18 protein-coding genes are annotated in these 18746 nt (G+C 68.1%); 9 read left to right on the top strand and 9 right to left on the bottom strand.

Going from position 1 to position 18746, the window contains the following annotated elements:
- Window positions 1-16 precede the first annotated feature (16 nt).
- Window positions 17-478, bottom strand: a complete 462-nt coding sequence (locus EV643_RS30500; protein WP_133803626.1) for a gamma-glutamylcyclotransferase — start codon at window positions 476-478, stop codon at window positions 17-19.
- A 31-nt stretch (window positions 479-509) separates the two neighbouring features.
- Here EV643_RS30500 and EV643_RS30505 point away from each other — a divergent pair, with 31 nt between their 5' ends.
- Window positions 510-1889: an NAD(P)H-quinone dehydrogenase gene (locus EV643_RS30505; protein WP_133803627.1), complete on the top strand. Its 1380-nt coding sequence runs from the start codon at window positions 510-512 to the stop codon at window positions 1887-1889.
- A gap of 26 nt (window positions 1890-1915) precedes the next feature.
- Here the strand turns inward: EV643_RS30505 and EV643_RS30510 are convergent, their stop codons facing one another.
- Together EV643_RS30510 and EV643_RS30515 are read right to left on the bottom strand one after the other, a co-directional pair.
- Window positions 1916-2296, bottom strand: a complete 381-nt coding sequence (locus tag EV643_RS30510) for a hypothetical protein (RefSeq protein ID WP_133803628.1) — start codon at window positions 2294-2296, stop codon at window positions 1916-1918.
- Window positions 2280-3419, bottom strand: a complete 1140-nt coding sequence (locus EV643_RS30515) for an aminoglycoside phosphotransferase family protein (RefSeq protein WP_133803629.1) — start codon at window positions 3417-3419, stop codon at window positions 2280-2282. The genes EV643_RS30510 and EV643_RS30515 overlap by 17 nt, the downstream gene beginning before the upstream one ends.
- Before the next feature lie 77 nt (window positions 3420-3496).
- On the opposite strand from EV643_RS30515, the gene EV643_RS30520 reads away from it, so the two are divergent.
- From EV643_RS30520 to EV643_RS30530, 3 genes are all read left to right on the top strand, one after another.
- A complete protein-coding gene (locus EV643_RS30520) occupies window positions 3497-4708 on the top strand; it encodes a glycosyltransferase 87 family protein (RefSeq protein WP_238165899.1) in 1212 nt (403 codons plus the stop codon).
- Window positions 4638-5348 carry a class I SAM-dependent methyltransferase gene (locus tag EV643_RS30525; protein WP_133803630.1) on the top strand — a complete coding sequence of 237 codons (711 nt, stop codon included), beginning with the start codon at window positions 4638-4640 and terminating at the stop codon, window positions 5346-5348. The genes EV643_RS30520 and EV643_RS30525 overlap by 71 nt, the downstream gene beginning before the upstream one ends.
- A 94-nt stretch (window positions 5349-5442) precedes the next feature.
- On the top strand, window positions 5443-6612 hold the full coding sequence (locus EV643_RS30530) for a glycosyltransferase 87 family protein (protein ID WP_133803631.1): 1170 nt from the start codon (window positions 5443-5445) through the stop codon (window positions 6610-6612).
- A 1-nt stretch (window position 6613) separates the two neighbouring features.
- Here EV643_RS30530 and EV643_RS30535 read toward each other — a convergent pair whose 3' ends face one another.
- Window positions 6614-7450, bottom strand: coding sequence for a hypothetical protein (locus EV643_RS30535; RefSeq protein ID WP_133803632.1), 837 nt, complete (start codon window positions 7448-7450; stop codon window positions 6614-6616).
- A 209-nt stretch (window positions 7451-7659) separates the two neighbouring features.
- Between EV643_RS30535 and EV643_RS30540 the strand changes: the two genes are divergently transcribed.
- From EV643_RS30540 to EV643_RS30550, 3 genes are all read left to right on the top strand, one after another.
- Window positions 7660-9252, top strand: a complete 1593-nt coding sequence (locus EV643_RS30540) for an N-acetylmuramoyl-L-alanine amidase (RefSeq protein ID WP_133803633.1) — start codon at window positions 7660-7662, stop codon at window positions 9250-9252.
- Entirely contained in the window at window positions 9249-10463 is a 1215-nt protein-coding gene (locus EV643_RS30545) for a SpoIID/LytB domain-containing protein (RefSeq protein ID WP_133803634.1), read from the top strand. Before EV643_RS30540 ends, EV643_RS30545 begins: the two co-directional genes overlap by 4 nt.
- 126 nt (window positions 10464-10589) lie before the next feature.
- The gene (locus EV643_RS30550) at window positions 10590-11711 is read left to right on the top strand and encodes a glycoside hydrolase family 76 protein (protein WP_238165900.1); all 1122 of its coding nucleotides are present in this window, start codon (window positions 10590-10592) and stop codon (window positions 11709-11711) included.
- A 2-nt stretch (window positions 11712-11713) separates the two neighbouring features.
- Here EV643_RS30550 and EV643_RS30555 read toward each other — a convergent pair whose 3' ends face one another.
- The 3 genes from EV643_RS30555 to EV643_RS30565 form a co-directional block, all read right to left on the bottom strand.
- Window positions 11714-12586 carry a peptidylprolyl isomerase gene (locus EV643_RS30555; protein ID WP_133803636.1) on the bottom strand — a complete coding sequence of 291 codons (873 nt, stop codon included), beginning with the start codon at window positions 12584-12586 and terminating at the stop codon, window positions 11714-11716.
- Window positions 12587-12658: 72 nt separating this feature from the next.
- Window positions 12659-14434, bottom strand: coding sequence for an acetyl/propionyl/methylcrotonyl-CoA carboxylase subunit alpha (locus EV643_RS30560; RefSeq protein ID WP_133803637.1), 1776 nt, complete (start codon window positions 14432-14434; stop codon window positions 12659-12661).
- 66 nt (window positions 14435-14500) lie between these two features.
- Complete coding sequence (locus EV643_RS30565; protein ID WP_133803638.1) at window positions 14501-14989, bottom strand: MarR family winged helix-turn-helix transcriptional regulator; 489 nt, start codon at window positions 14987-14989, stop codon at window positions 14501-14503.
- 106 nt (window positions 14990-15095) lie between these two features.
- Here EV643_RS30565 and EV643_RS30570 point away from each other — a divergent pair, with 106 nt between their 5' ends.
- On the top strand, window positions 15096-15533 hold the full coding sequence (locus EV643_RS30570) for a DUF6069 family protein (protein WP_133803639.1): 438 nt from the start codon (window positions 15096-15098) through the stop codon (window positions 15531-15533).
- On the opposite strand, the gene EV643_RS30575 is transcribed toward EV643_RS30570, so the two are convergent.
- The gene (locus tag EV643_RS30575) at window positions 15530-16108 is read right to left on the bottom strand and encodes a hypothetical protein (RefSeq protein WP_133803640.1); all 579 of its coding nucleotides are present in this window, start codon (window positions 16106-16108) and stop codon (window positions 15530-15532) included. The genes EV643_RS30570 and EV643_RS30575 overlap by 4 nt on opposite strands.
- Window positions 16109-16264: 156 nt before the next feature.
- Here EV643_RS30575 and EV643_RS30580 point away from each other — a divergent pair, with 156 nt between their 5' ends.
- Complete coding sequence (locus tag EV643_RS30580; protein WP_133803641.1) at window positions 16265-17197, top strand: SMP-30/gluconolactonase/LRE family protein; 933 nt, start codon at window positions 16265-16267, stop codon at window positions 17195-17197.
- A gap of 54 nt (window positions 17198-17251) precedes the next feature.
- On the opposite strand, the gene EV643_RS30585 is transcribed toward EV643_RS30580, so the two are convergent.
- Complete coding sequence (locus EV643_RS30585) at window positions 17252-18688, bottom strand: Nramp family divalent metal transporter (protein ID WP_133803642.1); 1437 nt, start codon at window positions 18686-18688, stop codon at window positions 17252-17254.
- Window positions 18689-18746 lie beyond the last annotated feature (58 nt).

Raw genomic sequence — 18746 nt, forward strand, 5'->3', positions numbered from 1 at the left:
CCGGGTTCAGAGCCTTCTAGTGCCCCGAGCTCTGACAGGGCCGGGCGCGGAGGTCGGCCACGTAGTCGTCGGGGGCGCCGGCGGCCTCGGCGGCCTCGGCCAGGATGCCGAGGTAGCGGGCAGACGGGAGACCGCCCTCGTAGGCGTTCAGCACGTACATCCAGGCGAGCTGCTCACCGTCCAGGGTCTGCACCCGGACCTGGATCTTGCGGTAGACGCCCTGGTCGATCCACTCCCACTCGTCCAGCCGCTTCACATCGCGCGGGTGGACGTCGTACAGCGCGACGAAAACCTGGTTGGCCGGGTCGGACGGGTCCTCGACGACGGTCGCCATCGAGCCCTCCCAGCCGAGCTCCTCGCCGCCGAAGGTCAGCCGCCAGCCGACGATCCACCCGGTCCCGCGCAGGGGCGAGTACGGGCACCGTTCGGCCATCACTTTCGGGTCCAGATTCGACGCAAATGCGGCGTACAGGGTCACGACGACACAGGATACGGAAGAATGGCGTCCCGTGGCGCGAGTTGTGATCATCGGTGGCGGTCCAGGCGGGTACGAAGCGGCGAGTGCGGCCGCCCAACTAGGGGCGGAGGTGACGGTCGTCGACTCCGACGGGATCGGTGGATCCTGCGTGCTCACCGACTGTGTGCCGAGCAAGACCCTGATCGCGACGGCGGAGGTGATGACCGAAGTCGAGGAGGCCGGCGAGCTGGGTGTCCGGCTCGATGACGGAGATGACGATCCGGCCAACTCCGTGCGTGTCGATCTCTCCGTCGTCAACCAACGGGTCAAGGCGCTGGCGGCGGCGCAGTCGGACGGCATCGCCCGGCGGCTGGCCGACGACAAGGTCCGGGTGATCCACGGCCGCGGCCGGCTGGACGGCCCGGAGACCGTGGTGGTCGACGACGAGCGGCTGCCCGCCGATGTCGTCCTGATCGCCACCGGGGCCAGGCCTCGGGTGCTGAAGGGGTCCGAGCCGGACGGCGAGCGGATCCTCACCTGGGAGCAGGTCTACGAACTCGACGAACTGCCGGAGAAGCTGATCGTGGTCGGGTCCGGTGTTACCGGTGCCGAGTTCGCGAGCGCGTACGACGCGCTCGGCAGCGAGGTGGTCCTGGTGTCGTCGCGAGACCGGGTGCTGCCGGGCGAGGACGCGGACGCGGCGGCCGTGCTGGAGGACGTATTCCAGCGGCGCGGGCTGACCGTGCTCGGCAAGTCCCGCGCGGAGTCGGTCCAGCGGCAGGTCGACGGCGTGGTGGTGACGCTCACCGACGGGCGGAAGGTGATGGGTTCGCACGCGCTACTCGCGGTCGGATCGCTGCCGAACACCGACGACATGGGCCTGGTCGAGTCGGGCGTGTCGCTGGGCGACGGCGGCTTCATCACGGCCGACCGGGTCTCCCGTACTACGGCCCGCGGCGTGTACGCGGCCGGGGACTGCACCGGGGTGCTGATGCTGGCGTCGGTTGCGGCCATGCAGGGGCGGATCGCGATGTCGCACGCGCTCGGTGACGCGGTGACGCCGCTGGATCTGTCGACGGTCTCGTCGAACGTGTTCACCGCGCCCGAGATCGCGACTGTCGGGCTGACGCAGGCGGTTGTCGATGCCGGCGGGAGTACTGCGCTGGTGGCGAAGGTGCCGCTGGCGGACAACGCGCGGGCCAAAATGCAAGGTGTTCGTGACGGGTTCGTGAAGTTGTTCTGCCTGCCGAACACGGGGATCGTCGTTGGTGGCGTTGTCGTTGCGCCACGGGCGTCCGAGCTGATCCACCCGATCTCGCTGGCGGTCGGGGCCCGATTGACCGTGGATCAGATGGCTCAGTCCTTCACCGTCTACCCGTCGGTCTCCGGCTCGATCGCCGAGGCCGGCCGCCGGCTCCACCTCCGCAACTGAAGGCGAGCCTGCGGCCGGGCGGATTCTCAGCTGGGGCTGTTGGCGGAGTCCTCGCTCGGGGATCCGGCCGAGGACCAGGACGTGTCGCCCGGCGTGTTCGCGGACGAGGTACCGGCCGGGCTGTTGGCAGACGAGCTGTCCGCCGGGCTGTTGGCTGACGAGGAGCTGGCGGGGCTGTCGGCAGACAACGTGTCCGTTGGGGTGTTGGCGGACGAGGTGTCGCCGGGGGAGCCGGCTGAGTCGGCTGCGGTGCTCGCGTGCGCGTCGCCTGCGCCCGAGTTGAGCGTCGTGCCGGGCTGGGCCGGCGGGTTGACGTCCGCGGGGGCGGCGTAGGCGGCGGTGCCCAGGCCGATGCCGGAGACGGCGGCGACGGTTCCGACGATGGCCCATTTACGCGTTGCTGACATGGTGGTTCCTCTCTTTTCGGTTGGCCCGGTCCGCGGATTCCAGCCAGCGTGACGCCAACTGGAGACGGTCCCGGGTTGCTTGCTGCCAGCCGGCTTCCTGCACGCGGTGCGGGCCGGTGGCGAGGGACAGGACGACCGAAGCGGCCCGCAGGCGCAGTTGCCGCGGATCCACCACCCGGTCGAAGACAGCCAGGCACTCGGCCTCGAACCGCCCGATCGCGGCGGCCCGATGAGGCAGGACCTGAGCGAGCACACCGAGATGCCCGAGCAGACAGCCGAGGTCGTCGAGCCGATCCCCAGGCCCGGCGGTGTCCACATCGAGCACTCCCGTGACGTTGCCCGAAGCACCGACCATCAACTGCGCCTCGTAGAAATCCCCATGCACAGGGACAATCGGCCCTTCGTGGCCAGCAGCAACGACCGAGGATGCCAGCTCCGTTGCCCACGACGACAACTCCGGTATTGCGCCCGCCACGACCTCGGCGTAGTACGAGGTCCGCGCCAGCCACGAGCTCCGCTTCGGCAGCACCAGCAGTCCTGCGGGAAGCCGATCGAGCAACCCGATCAATTCAGTCGGCGAAGCGGTCAGCGAGGACCGCAGGTTCCGTCCGCTCAGCGCCTCGAGCGCCAGCAGACCGTCTTCGCTCCAGCCGACACACCGCGGCGCCGGGATCCCGGCCTCGGTGATGAGCTGATGCCGAAGTCGCAGGTCGCGCACCTTGGACGGCGGCACGACCTTCACGAAGAACCGTCCCCGAGGCCCCACGACCTCGAACACGGCCCGCTTCAACGGCCGGTACGACCGGAGCCTGACGTGTCCGTGCCCAGCTCCAAGCACCACCCGCATCCCCGGCAGCGCCGGATCATGCGCCGCGCGCCAGACCCCGACCTGCGAGGCGCCGTCGCCAAGCACGGTCACGCCCCCGGGCAAGGGCTGGGCAGTCGTCGCGCCGAGCAGATCCTCGACCTCGGCACCGTCCCGGCTGACCCGGACCCGATAGCCGACGGTCGGACCGTCGACGTGGTTCGCCCGCCAGGAGACCAGTCGGCCACCTCCGGCCTCGACCGCCACGGCGAGGAGCTCGCCCGCTTCGGGGCCAGTCAGGGGCTGCTGTGCTGTCATGCCCTGAACTCTGCCGAGCGAGCATGAGCGAGCGATGAGCCGTCGCTGAGAGCCTTCTCATCAGTAGCATCTGGTGGGTGCGCACAAAGATCTTGTGGGTGCTCGCGGGGGTCGTCTGCGTTGCCGCCAGCATCGTCCTGCCCATGCTCTGGCAGCATTCCCTGGTCGATCTGAAGGTCTACCGGCTGGGTGGAACGACGCTGCTGGACGACACGGCAGCCCTGTACGACGTACGACTCGGCGGGACTCCATTGCCATTCACCTACCCGCCGTTCGCCGCGGTCGTGATGGTCCCGTTCGCGGCTGTGCCCTGGCCGGTCGCCGTGGTGGTCTGGACTCTCGGCACGGTCGCCTCGTTGGTGATCGTCTGGCGGTTCTGCCTCCCTGGGCTGCGGTCCGCGCTGCTGTTGTCGGTGGTCGCTGGGTCGCTGCTGCTCGAACCGGTCCGCGAGACCCTCGGCTTCGGCCAGATCAACCTGATGCTGTGCGCCCTGATCCTGTACGACCTACTCGACGTCAAGCACTCCCGTCGGGGGATCTGGCTCGGCCTGGCCGCCGGGATCAAGCTGACCCCGTTGGTCTTCTTCGGCCTGCTCTTCTTCACCCGCCAGTGGAAGGCGTTGCTGCACGCTTCGGCCGGATTCGTGACCACGGTGCTCGTCGGCTTCGCGGTGGCGCCGGAAGCGTCCACGCAGTACTGGACCAAGCTCATCTCCGACTCCACCCGTATCGGCGGCCTCGCCTTCGCCAGTAACCAGTCGTGGAACGGCTTCCTCATCCGCCTGACCGGTGACCTCGACGGCGGTGGCATGATCTGGCTCGCGCTGGCCGCGGCGACCGTACTAGGCGGACTCTGGCTCTGCCGCACCCTCTGGTTCCGCTCGGAGCACCTGGCTGCGGTCTCCATCTGTGCCTTGATCGGCCTCCTCTGCTCCCCGGTCTCCTGGAGCCATCACTGGATCTGGGCCATCCCGCTCGGCGTCTGCTTGTTGCAGGTCCTCCACGGTCGGGTGCGCATCATGGTCGGCATCCTCTGGTTCGGCCTGTTCGCGATCGCCCCCATCTGGTGGCCGCCAAACCACGACAACCGCGAGCTGTACTGGTCCTTCGGCAACCAGCTCCTCGGCAACGCCTACCTGATCGCAGCCCTGATCGCGGTGGTGGTGCTGGTCGTGAACAAACGGGATCTACTCGAGCAAGGTCTTCGTTGGTTCGGATATGGATGTCGAGGCGAAGTACGACGAGGTGGCGGACGAGTACGACCGCTGGGTGGGCGCGGCTCTGGTTGATCCCACCTTCGTGGACCTCGTTGGTGAGGTAGCGGGCCAGCAGGTTTGCGCGGTCGCGTGCGGGCCGGGTCGGGAGGCGCGCTACCTGGCCGGAGCGGGTGCGACCGTGACCGGCGTCGATCTGTCCGAGAACCTTCTCGCCATCGCCCGGCGGCACGATGAGGTCGAACCGCTCGGCATCTCCTACCTGTCCGGAGATGCGCACACGCTCGAGGGCCTGGCGACCGGTTCGTTTGACGGGATGGTCTGCTACATGGCGCTCATGGACATTCCGAGCCTGGACAGTGCTCTGCAATCCGTCGCTCGCATCCTCCGGCCGGGTGGGTGGTTCGTCTTCACGATCACGCACCCGTGCTTCAAGACCCCCGCGACCGGGGAGCTCATCGACCACACGAACAAGAGCGTCCGGCGGACGGTCGGACGCTACTTCGCGGAGGGCTACTGGGATGGCCCGGGCCAACACCGAGGCGCGCTTCCATTGGGCGCCTATCACCGGACGCTGAGCACCTACGTGAACGCGTTGACGGGCGCACACCTCGTCATCGAGCAGATGCGTGAACCACCGCGCGACGACGGACCGGTGTGGCAAGAGGTCCCGCAACTCCTCTATGTCAGATGTCATCTGGGTGCGCGCACCTAAGCTGAGTTGCCTGCGCTGTCAATGAACAAGGTGGCAGGAAGCTGCCGCGTGGTCTAGGTCGGTTTTGGCCCGCTGAGATGCCACGCTCGGTGAAGTGACGGGGAAACTGGGGGCGTCCGCCCGGTGGTGGCTGGCCGGTGCGGTGGTAGTTGTCGTGGGCATCTTGTTGCCGTTCGTCTGGGACCATGCGGGTGCCGACCTGAAGGTGTACCGGCTTGGCGGTTCGACGATCCTGGCCGACCCGGCGACGCTCTACACGGCCCGGCTGAAAGAGATCTCGATGCCGTTCACCTATCCGGTGTTCGGCGCGCTGGTGATGGTGCCGGTCGCGTTGCTGCCGTGGGCGATGGCGTACTCCGCCGCGATGGCGGCCTCATTGGTAGCGCTCGCGGTGATCTGGCGAATGTGCCTCGGCGACCGCCACCCCGCCGTACTGGTCGCCCTCGTCGCAGCCTCGTTGCTCCTCGAACCGGTCCGCGAGACCCTCTCGTACGGCCAGATCAACCTGGTCCTCTGCGCGGTGATCCTGTACGACGTACTCGACACCAAGCATCCACGGAGGGGGATCTGGCTCGGCCTGGCCGCCGGCATCAAGCTGACCCCACTCGTCTTCTTCGGACTCCTCCTGGTCACCCGCCAGTGGAAGGCCCTCCTGCACGCCACGGCAGCCTTCTTCGCCACGGTCGCCATCGGCTTCCTGGTCGCCCCGCGGACCGCCCTCGACTACTGGACCAACCTGCTCGCCGACACCAGCCGAATCGGCGGCCTCGCGTACTCCGGCAACCAGTCCTGGAACGGCTATCTCATCCGCCTCACCGGCAACCTCGAAGGCGGCGGCCGAACCTGGCAACTCCTGCTCGCCATCACCGTCCTGGCCGGCCTGTACCTGACCCGCGTCCTCTGGATCCGCAACCAGCACCTGGCCGCCGTCTCCGTCTGCGCCATGATCGCCCTCTACTGCTCGCCGGTTTCCTGGTCCCACCACTGGGTCTGGTGCATCCCCCTCGGCGTTGCCCTCCTCCAAGCCATCGACCTCCGCTGGCGCCCCTTCGCCGGGGTGCTCTGGTTCGGCCTGTTCGCGATCGCCCCCATCTGGTGGCCCCCACGCCGCGACAACCGCGAACTCACCTGGACCTTCGCCCAGCACCTCGAAGGCAACGCCTACCTCTGGCTCACCCTCGCGGCCGCAGTCGTCCTCACCTTCCACGCAAAGAAAACCACCCGGGAGGAAGCCTCCCGGGTGGTCGAAGAAACCGCCGCGTGACCTAGAAGTCTCCGCCGAAGTCGCCGCCGCCGAAGTCCCAGCCGCCGCTGTCGCCGCCGCCGAAGTCGCCGCCGGAGTCTCCACCGAAGTCGCCGCCGCTGTCGCCACCGTCACCGCCGTCGGCCTGGCCTGCGTCGTAGCCCGCGGCGTAGTCGCCGTAGCCGCCGCCGGCGAACATGCCGCCGAGCATGGTGCCGAGGAACATGCCGGTCATCACACCGCCGAGGGCGCCGAACATGCCCTGCGCGTACGGCGAGTAGGCCGGGCCGGCCTCCCAGTACGGCACCCGCTGCGGGCCGACCATGACCTTGCGGACGTCCGGCTCGGCCCCGGCGCGGACCCGCTCGGCGTCGGCCGCACAGGCCGGCACTTCACGCTGCGCGCCACCCGGCGGCGCCCACATCACGTCCTCCACGGACGGACCGTGCTGCGGGTTGAAGAAGCAGGACGGGCGGCGCTGCGGGAGCGGCTCGCCGTTCACCCGGGCGCGCACACAAGCGGCCGCATACCGGCCGTCTTCGAGGATCTCGATCACGTGCCTGATCTGCTCGGCCTCGGTCACCTGGGTGACGGCCTGCTTGGCCGACTCGTAGGCGTCCAGGGCGCGCTGGTAGTCCTGCCGGGCGCCGTCGCCAAGGTCCTTGCCGACCATGTCCAGGTCAAGGTCCTGGAGCTCCTCGCCGAACCGGGTGATGTCCTCGTCGGCGGTTCGCTTCACCGACTCGATTTCGGCCGCGGTGATCTCCTGCTGCTTGCGGGACTGCAGCTGAGTGCGTCGGTACGACCGATAGGCCAGTACTGCGATCACGACGACCGCGATCAGCAGGATGTATTCCATGACTCGCCTTCCTCGACGGGCTTTACGTCGAGCCTACCGAAGCCTTCCAATTTCGTTCCCCGCCCCACCACCCCGGTCTGGCCAATTCCGCTGAAAGGACAGCCTTCCGCGCCACGCAGAGCGACGGCAATGCCCGGATTCCGGTCACTCTTTGCGCATAATCAGTTACTGCTGCCTGATCAAGCACCAGATCGGCCGGAGGCTTCCCGATGCGCACCACCCGATCCCTTCGACTGGCGCTCACCGCGGTGACGGGACTCGTCCTGTTCATCCCACTGCACACCGCGCCGACCCCAGTTGCCGCGACAACACCAGCTACAGCACCGTCGTACGAGGAGCTACCGCTCAACCCGGCTGCCGGTAAGTCGTACGCGAGCACTGCCGTTCCGCAGACCAAACCGTTCGGCCTTGTCGGCGTGACGTGGCCGTATCGCACCAGCTCAGCCCAGGTCGAGGTGAAGGTCCGGGTGCAGCGCAACGGCACCTGGTCGGCCTGGCAGAAGCTCACGGTCGAGGACGAGCACGCCCCCGACCCGGCTGCCAAGGAAGGCCGCGAACGCTCCGGCACCGAACCGCTCTGGGTCGGCGACGCAGGAGGAGTCGAGGCATCCCTCACGACGACGGACGGTACGACGGTCGAGGACGCCAAGATCGCCCTCATCCAGCCCGGCACCAGCCCGGCCGACACGGACCCGCAACCGACCACCACAATCAGCACTGATGCCACAAGCGGCGCCCCGTACCCGATCCCCGCGATCATCGGCCGGCCTGGTTGGGGAGCCGACGAACGCCTCAGGTCCCACAACGGCGCCGCCTGCGCGAAGCCGAAGTACACGAGCACCGTCCAGGCGGCCTTCGTCCACCACACGGCCGACCGCAACGACTACACCCGCGCACAGGTGCCAGCGATGATCCGCAGCATGTACGCGTACCACGTGAAGAGCCGCGGCTGGTGCGACCTCGGGTACAACTTCCTGGTCGACAAGTTCGGCCGCGCCTGGGAGGGCCGGTACGGCGGGATGCAGCTGCCCGTGCTCGGCGCGCACACCGGCTCGTTCAACGCCAGCTCCTTCGGCGTCTCGCTGATCGGCAACTACGAGAAGACCGCGCCGAGCGCCCAGATGCTGGAGATGACCGCCCGGATCGTCGCCTGGAAGCTGGACGCCAACTACCGGTCCCCACTCGGCACCGTCGTCCTCGCCGGCACCAAGCTGAACACGGTCTCGGGCCATCGTGACACCAAGGCGACAGCGTGTCCGGGCAACAACCTCTACAGCAAACTCAGTTGGCTGAGGCAACGAGTCGACACGCTGATGGGCAAGAGCATCTCGACCGAGATCTATCGGTACGCGCAAGCGCTCGGCGGCTACCGCGCGATCGGCCAGCCCTTCTGGGGCGAGCATCCGATCAAGGGCGGCCGCGCGACGTACTTCGGTGCCCGCGACATCTACTGGTCGCCGCAGACCGGCGCGCGCAGCCTGCAAGGTGGTTTCCGCGCCCGCTTCCGGCAGCTCGGTCCGGCCGGCGTCCTAGGTCTGCCCGTCGCCGAACAACGCAACGGCGGTGTTTCCGGGAGTCGCCTGCAAGCCTTCCGCGGTGGCGCGCTCTACTGGTCGCCGCCGACCGGGATGCACGCGGTCTACGGGCTGATCTCCCGCAGGTACGGCGCACTCGGCGCGGAGCGATCCCGACTCGGCCTGCCCACCTCCCCGACGTACAAGGTGAATGGTGGCATCCAGCAACGGTTCCAGCGCGGCAAGCTGACGCTGAGCACCAGAACCGGCCGGGTGTACGAGTCGTGAAACGCGCGATCGTCGTCGGGCTCGTGCTGGCGACGTTGCCGAGCGGGCTGGCGGTGGCGAGCGAACCCGGCGAACCTGGCGAGCCCGAGTCGGAGGCGGTTCAGACGATCACCGGCCGCGGTTTCGGGCACGGCCGCGGCATGTCGCAGTACGGCGCTCAGGGGGCCGCGCTGGCCGGCAAGAACGTCCAGCAGATCCTCGATTTCTACTACCCCGGTACGGCGACGGCCAAGGCGACCGGGATGATCAGGATCCGCCTGACCAAGGACACCACCGACGGCGTCCGGGTGGTCGCGACGCAAGGCCTCAAGCTCCGCGATCTCAGGTCCAGCAAGGTCTATCAGTTGCCCAGGGCATCGACCCGGAACGAGTGGTCGATCGACCCGTACGGCGAGCACGGCACCCGGGTGAGCTCCTTCGACGCCAAGAAGCGGACCTGGACTCTCTGGCGGACCCTGAAGGGGATGGCCCAGTTCGAGGGCCCGCCGGTCACCGCGTTGGTCCTGCCAAGTGGTTCGACGGCCGGGTATCGCGGCGTACTGCGAGCCGTCGACACGGCCGGGGCGCATCTCGACACGGTGAACGTGTTGCCGTTGGAGGCCTACCTGCGCGGCGTCGTCCCGCGTGAGGCGATCGTGAGTTGGCGGCCGGCTGCGCTCCAGGCGCAGGCGGTTGCCGCGCGCACCTATTCGTCGTACCACCGGAAGCGGGCGAGCGAGCGCGCGTACGACCTGTGCGACACGGTCGCCTGTCAGGTGTACGGCGGTTACGACTCCGAGAAACCCTCGACCAACGAGGCGATCGCGGCCACGGCCGGCCAGATCCGGGTCCACCGGAACGTGCCGATCATCGCGGAGTTCTCGTCCTCCAACGGCGGTGCCACGGCGGCCGGCGACGCGCCGTACCTGCTGGTCAAGGTGGACGGCTGGGACGCGTACCCGGGCAACAAGAACCCCAACTCCAGTTGGACGGTCACCCGGACGAGCGCCCAGTTGCGCGCGGCCTTCGGGGTCGGCGCGCTGCGGAGCCTCAAGGTGACCGGCCGGACCGGTGTCGGTCCCACCGGCGGCCGGGTGCAGACGGTCGAGGCGATCGGTGCCGACGGCAGGAAGGTGTTCACCGGCGACCAGGTCCGGGCCCGGCTCGGGCTCCGGTCGGCCTGGTTCACCTTTGCCGGGGTTGCTCCGCTTGATATACCAACCACCGGTTGACCTTGAGCCATTGACGCCGATTCCCCGCACCGGTTAGAACGTGACATCGCTGTCAACCGCTTGCCGCCCAGGAGGAACAGGCCGATGGTCAGGAAATTTGGTATATCAACCAGGATCGCAGGCGGAGTGCTCGCGATCGCACTGCTCGGCACCATGCACACGCCCGCCGCCGGCGCCAGTGAGGACGGGACGTGGAGCGCGGCCGCCCGCGCAGCGGCGTCGTACCGGGCCATGAACCAGTACTTCGACGCGGGCGAGGGCCTGCTGCTGGAGGAGTACCCGAACGAGCAGCAGAACCCGTACTCCTACATCTGGCCGTACTCGCAGGCCGTGATCGGCGCGGAGAACCTGGCCGGCATCCCGGGGATCGGCCGCCAGTGGAACGCCGAAGCGGAGAAGCGGCTCGACGGTTATGAGCCGTACTGGAACGCCGGGACCACGCCGAAGGGGTACGACTCGTACGTCCGGCCGCCGCTCGGTCATGGCGGTGACAAGTTCTACGACGACAACGAGTGGATCGGGCTGAACCTCATCCAGCACTACCAGCGGACTGGTGACCGCTCGTCGCTGGCGCGAGCGAAGGAGATCTTCGCCCTCGTCGTGCACGGCTGGGACACCGACCCCACGCACCCGTGCGCAGGCGGCGTCTACTGGACCCAGGCGCCCTGGAGCCAGGACCGCAACACCGTGTCGAACGGCCCGGGCGCCGAACTCGGCGCACACCTGTACCTGCTCACCCGGGACAAGTCGTACTTGACCTGGGCGAAGCGGATGTACCAGTGGGCGCAGGACTGCATGCTCGCCCCGAACGGCCTCTACTGGGACCACATCGACCTCGCCGGCAACGTCGAGAAGACCCAGTGGTCCTACAACCAGGGCGTCATGCTCGGGGCCGGCGTGCTGCTCTACAAGTCGACCGGTGAGCGCAAGTACCTGAACGACGCCAAGTCGGTCGCGAACGCCTCACTCGCCTTCTACGGCAGCGAGGACCGACTCTGGAAGCAGCCGACCCGGTTCAACTCGATCTGGTTCAAGAACCTGCTGATCCTCGACTCGGTCGCGCACGACCCGCGGTACAAGGCCGCCATGTCGGCGTACTCGAATCGGGCGTGGAATGAGGCCCGTGATCCGGAAACGGGCCTCTTCCACTTCGTCGACGGACCGGTCCAGTTGCTGGAGCAGTCCGCGATGGTCCAGATCGACGCACTCCTCGCCTGGCCCCGCAGCCAGTACAACAAGCTGGCCTAGGGCTAGTCGGCCGACGTCGCGGACGTGATCTTGACCTCGGTGGCGGGCTTGCCGTCGGTGGGCCCGCCTTCGGGGATCACACCCGCGTTCGCGACCTTGTCGATCGCCTTGAGGCCGGCCTCGTCGACCGTGCCGAAGGCCGTGTACGCCGGGTCGAGGCCGGACCCGTCGCCGTACACGATGAAGAACTGGCTGCCGTTGGTGTTCGGCCCGGAGTTCGCCATCGCCAGGGTGCCGCGGCCGTACTTCATCTCGGGGAACACCTCGTCCTTGAAGCTGTACCCCGGTCCGCCCGAGCCGCTCGCGGACGGGTCGCCGCACTGCAGCACCTGCAGGCCGGCGCCGACGGTCATCCGATGGCAGACGGTGTTGTCGAAGTACTTCTGACTGGCCAGGCTGGCGAAGTTCTTCACCGCACATGGCGCGAGCGCGTTGTCCAGGGTGAGCTTGAGCGCGCCGATCGTCGTGTTCAGGGTGAGCGGCGTCGTTCCGGTGGCCTTGGTCTTGCCGTTGGCCGGCGCGTTCACGGCCTTCGCGGCGGCCTCGGTGGTCTTGGTGTAGGTGCAGTCCACCTGGGCCGGGAGCGGTGTCGGCCGGACCAGCGGCGCCGCCAGCGCGGTCGGGATCGACGCCGGCTTGTTGCTCGGGCCCGCGGACGCCGGCAGCTCCGTCGACGGGGTGTCGCTCGCGGCCGGGGTGTCGTCCCCGGTGTTCGCCGCGATCACGAAGACCACGACGATCACCGCGACCACCGACACGATCGCAGTGATGGTGATCGCCAGCATCCGGCGCTGCCGGGCCTGCTCGGCGGCACGTTCCGCCTGCCGAGCCGCCTTCCGCGCCGCCAGTTGCTGCTGATGGGTCTTCTTCGACATGCTCAGTGCTCCCCTTCACCCGGGCGGTTGCTGGAGGGAACGTACCGCCTGAGGCTGAGAAACGGCTGTAAATCAGTCCTTGATTTCGCAGATGACCGCGCCGGCCGCGACTGTGGCACCTACTTCTGCGGTCAGCCCGGTCACCGTGCCGGCCTTGTGCGCGTTCAGCGGCTGCTCCATCTTCATCGCTTCCAGCACCACGACCAGGTCACCCTCGGCGACCGTCGCGCCCTCCTCGACGGCGAGTTTGACGATCGTGCCCTGCATCGGCGAGCTGAGCGAGTCGCCCGATGCCGCGGCCGCCTTGCCGCTGCCACCCGCGCGCCGGGCAGGCTTCTTCTTCGCGCCCGCACCCGCACCCGCGACGGCGGATGCGCCGAGGCCGGCCGGGAGCACGACCTCCAGCCGCTTGCCGCCGACCTCGACCGTGACCGTCTCCCGCTCGGCGGACTCCGCCGTCTCGGCGATCCCGTCGTACGCCGGGATCTGGTTGTCGAACTCGGTCTCGATCCAGCGGGTGTGTACGGCGAACCCGTCGGTGCCCACGAACGCCGGGTCGCTGACCACGGTCGCGTGGAACGGGATCACCGTCGGCATGCCCTCGACGACGAACTCCTTCAGCGCGCGACGGGACCGCTCCAGCGCCTGAGTCCGGTCCCGGCCGGTCACGATCAGCTTGGCGACCAGCGAGTCGAACGAACCCGGCACGGTCTCACCCTGGTCGTACCCGCCGTCGAGCCGGACACCAGGACCGGACGGGGCGTGCCACTTCGTCAGCGTCCCGGGTGCGGGGAGGAAGTTGCGGCCGGCATCCTCGGCGTTGATCCGGAACTCGATCGAGTGACCAGACACCACCGGGTCGTCGTACCCGAGCTCTTCGCCGTTCGCGATCCGGAACATCTCCCGGACCAGGTCGATGCCGGTGACCTCCTCGGAGACCGGGTGCTCGACCTGCAGCCGCGTGTTCACCTCGAGGAACGAGATCAGCCCGTCCTGGCCGACCAGGAACTCGCAGGTGCCGGCGCCGACGTACCCGGCCTCGCGCAGGATCGCCTTCGAAGCGGAGTACAACGTCTCCAGTTGCGCGGAGGTGAGGAACGGCGCGGGGGCCTCCTCGACCAGCTTCTGGTACCGGCGCTGCAGCGAGCAGTCCCGGGTGGACACGACCACGACGTTGCCGTGGGCATCGGCCAGGCACTGCGTCTCGACGTGCCGCGGCTTGTCCAGGTACCGCTCGACGAAGCACTCACCGCGGCCGAAGGCGCTGACCGCCTCGCGGGTCGCGGACTCGAACAGCTCCGGTACTTCGTCCAGGGTGCGGGCGACCTTCATCCCGCGACCACCACCGCCGTACGCCGCCTTGATCGCGATCGGGAGTCCGTATTGTTCGGCGAAGGCGACCACTTCGGAGGCGTCCGCGACCGGGTCCGGCGTACCGGGGACCTGCGGTGCACCTACCTTGTCGGCGATGTGCCGCGCCTTCACCTTGTCGCCGAGCGAGTCGATCGCGGCCGGCGGCGGGCCGATCCAGATCAGGCCGGCGTCGATCACGGCCTGGGCGAACTCGGCGTTCTCGGCCAGGAAGCCGTAGCCGGGGTGCACCGCGTCCGCGCCGGAGCGGGCCGCCAGGTCGAGGATCTTGGCGATGTTCAGATAGGAGTCCGCCGGAGTCGCGCCGTCCAGCGAGTAGGCCTCGTCGGCGAGCCGGACGAACAGGGCGTCGCGGTCGGGGTCGGCGTACACGGCGACGCTGCCCAGGCCCGCGTCGGCGGCGGCGCGGATCACGCGGACGGCGATCTCACCCCGGTTCGCGACCAGGACCTTGGTGATCTGCTTGCTGTCTGACACAGCTGAACTCCCTTCGGCGTCGCCTGAGTCTAGGGTCAAGTTACCGGTCAGGAGACAGGGCGTTTCTCACATCTTCGCGCGGGTCCTCGCTTGAACCTGGGCGCACATCTCGGCCTCGTAGTCCTTCGCGGCGGTCCAGGCCTTGCCGAGCAGCTTCTCCAGGGTGTCCCGCTCGGTCTCGGTCAGCGCCTGAAGTGGCGGCGAGTCGGTGCCCCGGATGTCGTCCATCTGGGCCAGCTTCTTGCGGCCCGCCGCGGTCACCACCAGCGTCTTGACCCTGCGGTCGTGCGGGTCGATCTGTCGCTCGACGAGGCCCGCCTTCTCCAGCCTGTCCACGAAGGGCGTGACGTTCGAGGGGTCGCAGCCGAGCATCGAGGCGAGGGCCCGGGTCGGCACCGGCCGGTCGGGATCCAGTTGCAGCAACGAGCGGGCCTGGGTATCGGTGAGGCCGAGCTCGTTCGCGAACCGCATGTTGTAGTGCCGCGCCATCCACATCGACACGTCCATCACCTGCTGCGCGATCCCGGCGAGCTGCTCCTTCTCGGTCCTGGCCATGTTCTCGAGCTTAGCTGAAGGATCTCGATAGTTGACATCCTCCAGCATCTGAGGCAATGCTGGAGAAACTCCATTATTGATGATCTCCAGAAATCGAGGACTTCCGATGTCTGCTCCCGCCCTTGTCCCTTTGGGCCGTTCCGTGTCGGCTCGCCGTACTGCCCGCGCGACCGCCGCGGTGCTGGCCGCTGTGGGCGCTTTCCTCGTCTGGCTGGTCGCCGATCCGGTGGCCGGCGTCGACTTCTCCGTCACCCGATCCGGTACTACGACCGTGGTGGACGCCGGCATGGTGATCGGGATGTCGCTCGGGGCCGCGCTCGTCGGCTGGGCCTTCCTGGCGCTACTCGAGCGCTTCACCGCGCGAGCCCGGACGATCTGGATCGGCACGGCGGTCGTAGTACTGCTGCTCTCGCTGGTGATGCCGTTCAACTCAGGCGAGATCGACACGGCGGCCCAGTGGTCCCTGCTGTCGATGCACCTGGTCGTCGGCGCAGTGCTGATCCCGCTCTACGCCCGCACGGCAACAGCTGGCGGGGTGGGTTAGCGGTAGGACTTCGAGACGCCGTCGAGGAGGTGTTCGAGGGTGTCGTAGGTGGGGGTGTCGGCGACGTCGATGATCTCCTTGGCGACCGGCACCTTGCGTTGCGCGACCACCTTGGCGAACTGGTCCTGGTCGGCGGTCCGGAACCCGTGCTGTGCGGCCAGTTGCTGGAGCTTCACGTCGATGGAGAGCAGCATGCCGAGCTTGTCGCCCTCGGGAGTGAGGGAGAGCAGAGTGTGCTTGGACAGCACGGTCGGGGACGGGTACATCAGCACCATGCCCGGCTTGAGCTTGCCGTGGATGGCCGCGTCGGCGAACTGGGCCTCGTAGACGTTGACCATCGGCGTCTTGCCCATCCCGAGCGACAGGTAGTCCTCGAACGGGCCCTCACTCGAGGTGTCGGTGTACCCCTGGTCGACGAACAGTGGCGCGACCTTCGGCAGTACCTTCTTCTCCGCGGCCTCGCCTTGTACGACGGTGTCGCCGTGGATATCGGCGAAGTTCTCGGCGAGCCTGGTGGTCAGGTTCTGGATCGCCTTGTCCTCGCGAACGGTGTCGAGCTTCAAGGATCTCTCCACGTCATCACGTGATTGACTGGTCAAGAAGCGACGGCCTGCTGTGCCCCGTCCGGCGCGCGCCAATCGTCCACCACGCAAGGGTGCACCGACCCCTCCTCACCGGCCGGAGAACACATAAGCTCACCGGTGACGTGCAGCCGATTCGCTGGAGTGATGATGACGACCATCCCGGAGCCGTTGGCCGGTACCGCGCCCGCCGTGTTCGAGAAGCTGGACGAGAGGTTCGCCGGGATCCGCGGTGACCGGCTGCTCGAGCGGTTGTGGACCGGCGGCCGTTGGCTGGAGGGCCCGGCGTACTCCCCGGACGGCCGGTACCTGATCTGGAGCGACATCCCGAACGACCGGATCCTGCGCTGGGACGAGACGTCGTACCAGGTCTCGGTCTACCGGCAGCCGGCCGGCAACACCAACGGGCACACCCGCGACACCGAGGCCCGGCTGGTCAGCTGCGAACACGGCAACCGCCGCGTCACCCGGACCGAGCACGACGGCTCCGTCCGTGTCCTTGCCGACGGCTACGAAGGACACCGGCTGAACAGCCCGAACGACGTGGTGGTCCGGTCCGACGGATCCGTCTGGTTCACCGACCCGGCGTACGGGATCGACAGCGATTACGAGGGGCACAAGGGCGAGGTCGAGACCGGCGGCTGCCACGTCTACCGGATCGGCCCGGACGGCGTGATCAGCCGGGTCGCCGACGACTTCAACCGGCCGAACGGCATCGCCTTCTCCAATGACGAGAGCCTGCTCTACGTCACGGACAGCGAAGAGGGCACGATCCGCGTCTTCAAGGTGACGGACGACGGTACGGCGCTGTCCGGCGGCGAGCTGTTCGCCGAGTGCGGCAACGGCATCTTCGACGGAATCCGGCTCGACTCCGAGGGCCGGATCTGGGGCGCGGCCGGCGACGGCGCCCACGTGTACCACCCGGACGGCACCCTGCTCGGCAAGCTGCTGGTCCCCGAGACCGTCTCCAACCTCTGCTTCGGCGGCGAGAAGCGCAACCGCCTCTTCCTCACCGCCACCACGTCGGTCTACTCCCTCTACACCACGGTCACCGGCGGCCGCCAACCGTACGACCCGCGCTGACCGGATCCCCACCCGAGCCCAGACCAGGATGGGCCCGGGCGAGGAACCGGAGAACTACAGCTTCTTGATCTGGTCGATGATGGTGAAGACGGCCAGGAAGCCGAACGCCAGGAACGCGAAGGCCAGTACGCCGGTGCGGAGCCGGCTGATCCGGATCTGCTTCGGCAGCGCCCGGGAGTTCATCCACCAGAGCAGGCCCGAGTAGACGAACATCATCGTGCCCGCGGTGCAGGCGGAGATGACCAGCAGCACCAGCGGCTGGTCCAGTCCGGCCAGCAGCACGATGATGCCGAAGGCAACCAATCCCCAGACCAGGAAGAAGTACAGCTTGGACTCGGTCAGGGTGGAGTCGCGCAGGTACCGGGCCTTGACCATGTCGGCCGCGAGCCGGGAGGTGTAGTCGACGATGCCGGCCGCCGCCGCGAACAGGGAGAACGCGCCGATCGCCCAGAACAGGTAGCCGAACCAGCTGCCGACCAGGGACTGCAGGGTGACGCCCTCGATCTTCAGGAAGCCGATCTTGTTCTCCACCGCGTCGTTCCCGAACAGGGTGGCGTGCGCGAGCATCGAGGTGAACAGGATCGTCACCACGGTGATGGCGCCGAACGTCAGCGCCTGCTCGAGGTTGGCGAACTTCCACCAGCGCCGCCAGCGAGCCAGGTTCGCCTCGTCCGGCGGGAAGGTGTAGCCGTTCGCGGTCGGGTCCGCCTCCTTCTCGCCGGTCACCGGCGAGGTCAGCCGGGGCACGTGCACGCCCATCCCGAATCCCTTGTCCCGGATCCAGTTGCTCTGGCAGAGGTTCTGCCCGCCGCCGGCCCCGGCGTACGCGATCGCGCCCATCATCAGCGCGAAGCCGAGCGTCTCGACCGGGAACTGCGGGCCGGTGACCGCGTCGCCGAGCGCGCTGTAGGTGCGGCCACGGATCGCGAAGATCAGCGCCAGTACGACGAGCAGCAGGACGGCCGCGATCTTGACGAAGATCAGCCGTTCCAGCATCACGTAGACGACCGGGGCGAGGGTGAGGATGGCGCCGATCGAGACCAGGATGCCGATCGCGATCCAGCGCGGGTTGCCGGCGCCGAACAGATAGGTCAGCATCGACGCCGAACTGGTCGCCCAGCCTGGCCACAGGTTCGCGAAGTAGGTCATGATCGCGAAGAACAGGCCCCAGTGCTTCCCGTACCGGTTGAAGCCGGTCAACGCTGTCTCACCAGTTGCCAGCGTGTACCGCTCGATCTCCATGTTCAGGAACCACTGGATGCACACCCCGACGACGGCGCCCCAGAGGAACACCAGCCCGACCTGGGACGAGATGTACGGCCAGAGGATGAACTCGCCGGAGGCCAGCCCGACGCCGGCGCCGACCATGCCGGGGCCGACGATCCTCCAGGTCTGGCTGGGCGGCTCGGGCAGGTCGCGGACCTGCGGTGCGGGCAGGTTCTTGGTGGGCAGATTGAATCTGCCCTGATCAGTGGACACGGTCTCTGTCATGGGGCTCCTCACTCCCAGTCGCCCCCCGGCTTCGGACAATAACCAACATCCGGCGCCC

Source organism: Kribbella caucasensis (assembly GCF_004361855.1).
Taxonomy (GTDB): domain Bacteria; phylum Actinomycetota; class Actinomycetes; order Propionibacteriales; family Kribbellaceae; genus Kribbella; species Kribbella caucasensis.

Bases quoted from the DNA above. Each gene is read 5' to 3' on its own strand.
- EV643_RS30585 (WP_133803642.1), bottom strand. From the start codon at position 18,688: ATGACAGAGACCGTGTCCACTGATCAGGGCAGATTCAATCTGCCCACC.
- EV643_RS30580 (WP_133803641.1), top strand. From the start codon at position 16,265: ATGACGACCATCCCGGAGCCGTTGGCCGGTACCGCGCCCGCCGTGTTC.
- EV643_RS30510 (WP_133803628.1), bottom strand. From the start codon at position 2,296: ATGTCAGCAACGCGTAAATGGGCCATCGTCGGAACCGTCGCCGCCGTC.
- EV643_RS30515 (WP_133803629.1), bottom strand. From the start codon at position 3,419: ATGACAGCACAGCAGCCCCTGACTGGCCCCGAAGCGGGCGAGCTCCTC.
- EV643_RS30525 (WP_133803630.1), top strand. From the start codon at position 4,638: ATGGATGTCGAGGCGAAGTACGACGAGGTGGCGGACGAGTACGACCGC.
- EV643_RS30540 (WP_133803633.1), top strand. From the start codon at position 7,660: ATGCGCACCACCCGATCCCTTCGACTGGCGCTCACCGCGGTGACGGGA.
- EV643_RS30570 (WP_133803639.1), top strand. From the start codon at position 15,096: ATGTCTGCTCCCGCCCTTGTCCCTTTGGGCCGTTCCGTGTCGGCTCGC.
- EV643_RS30555 (WP_133803636.1), bottom strand. From the start codon at position 12,586: ATGTCGAAGAAGACCCATCAGCAGCAACTGGCGGCGCGGAAGGCGGCT.
- EV643_RS30565 (WP_133803638.1), bottom strand. From the start codon at position 14,989: ATGGCCAGGACCGAGAAGGAGCAGCTCGCCGGGATCGCGCAGCAGGTG.
- EV643_RS30535 (WP_133803632.1), bottom strand. From the start codon at position 7,450: ATGGAATACATCCTGCTGATCGCGGTCGTCGTGATCGCAGTACTGGCC.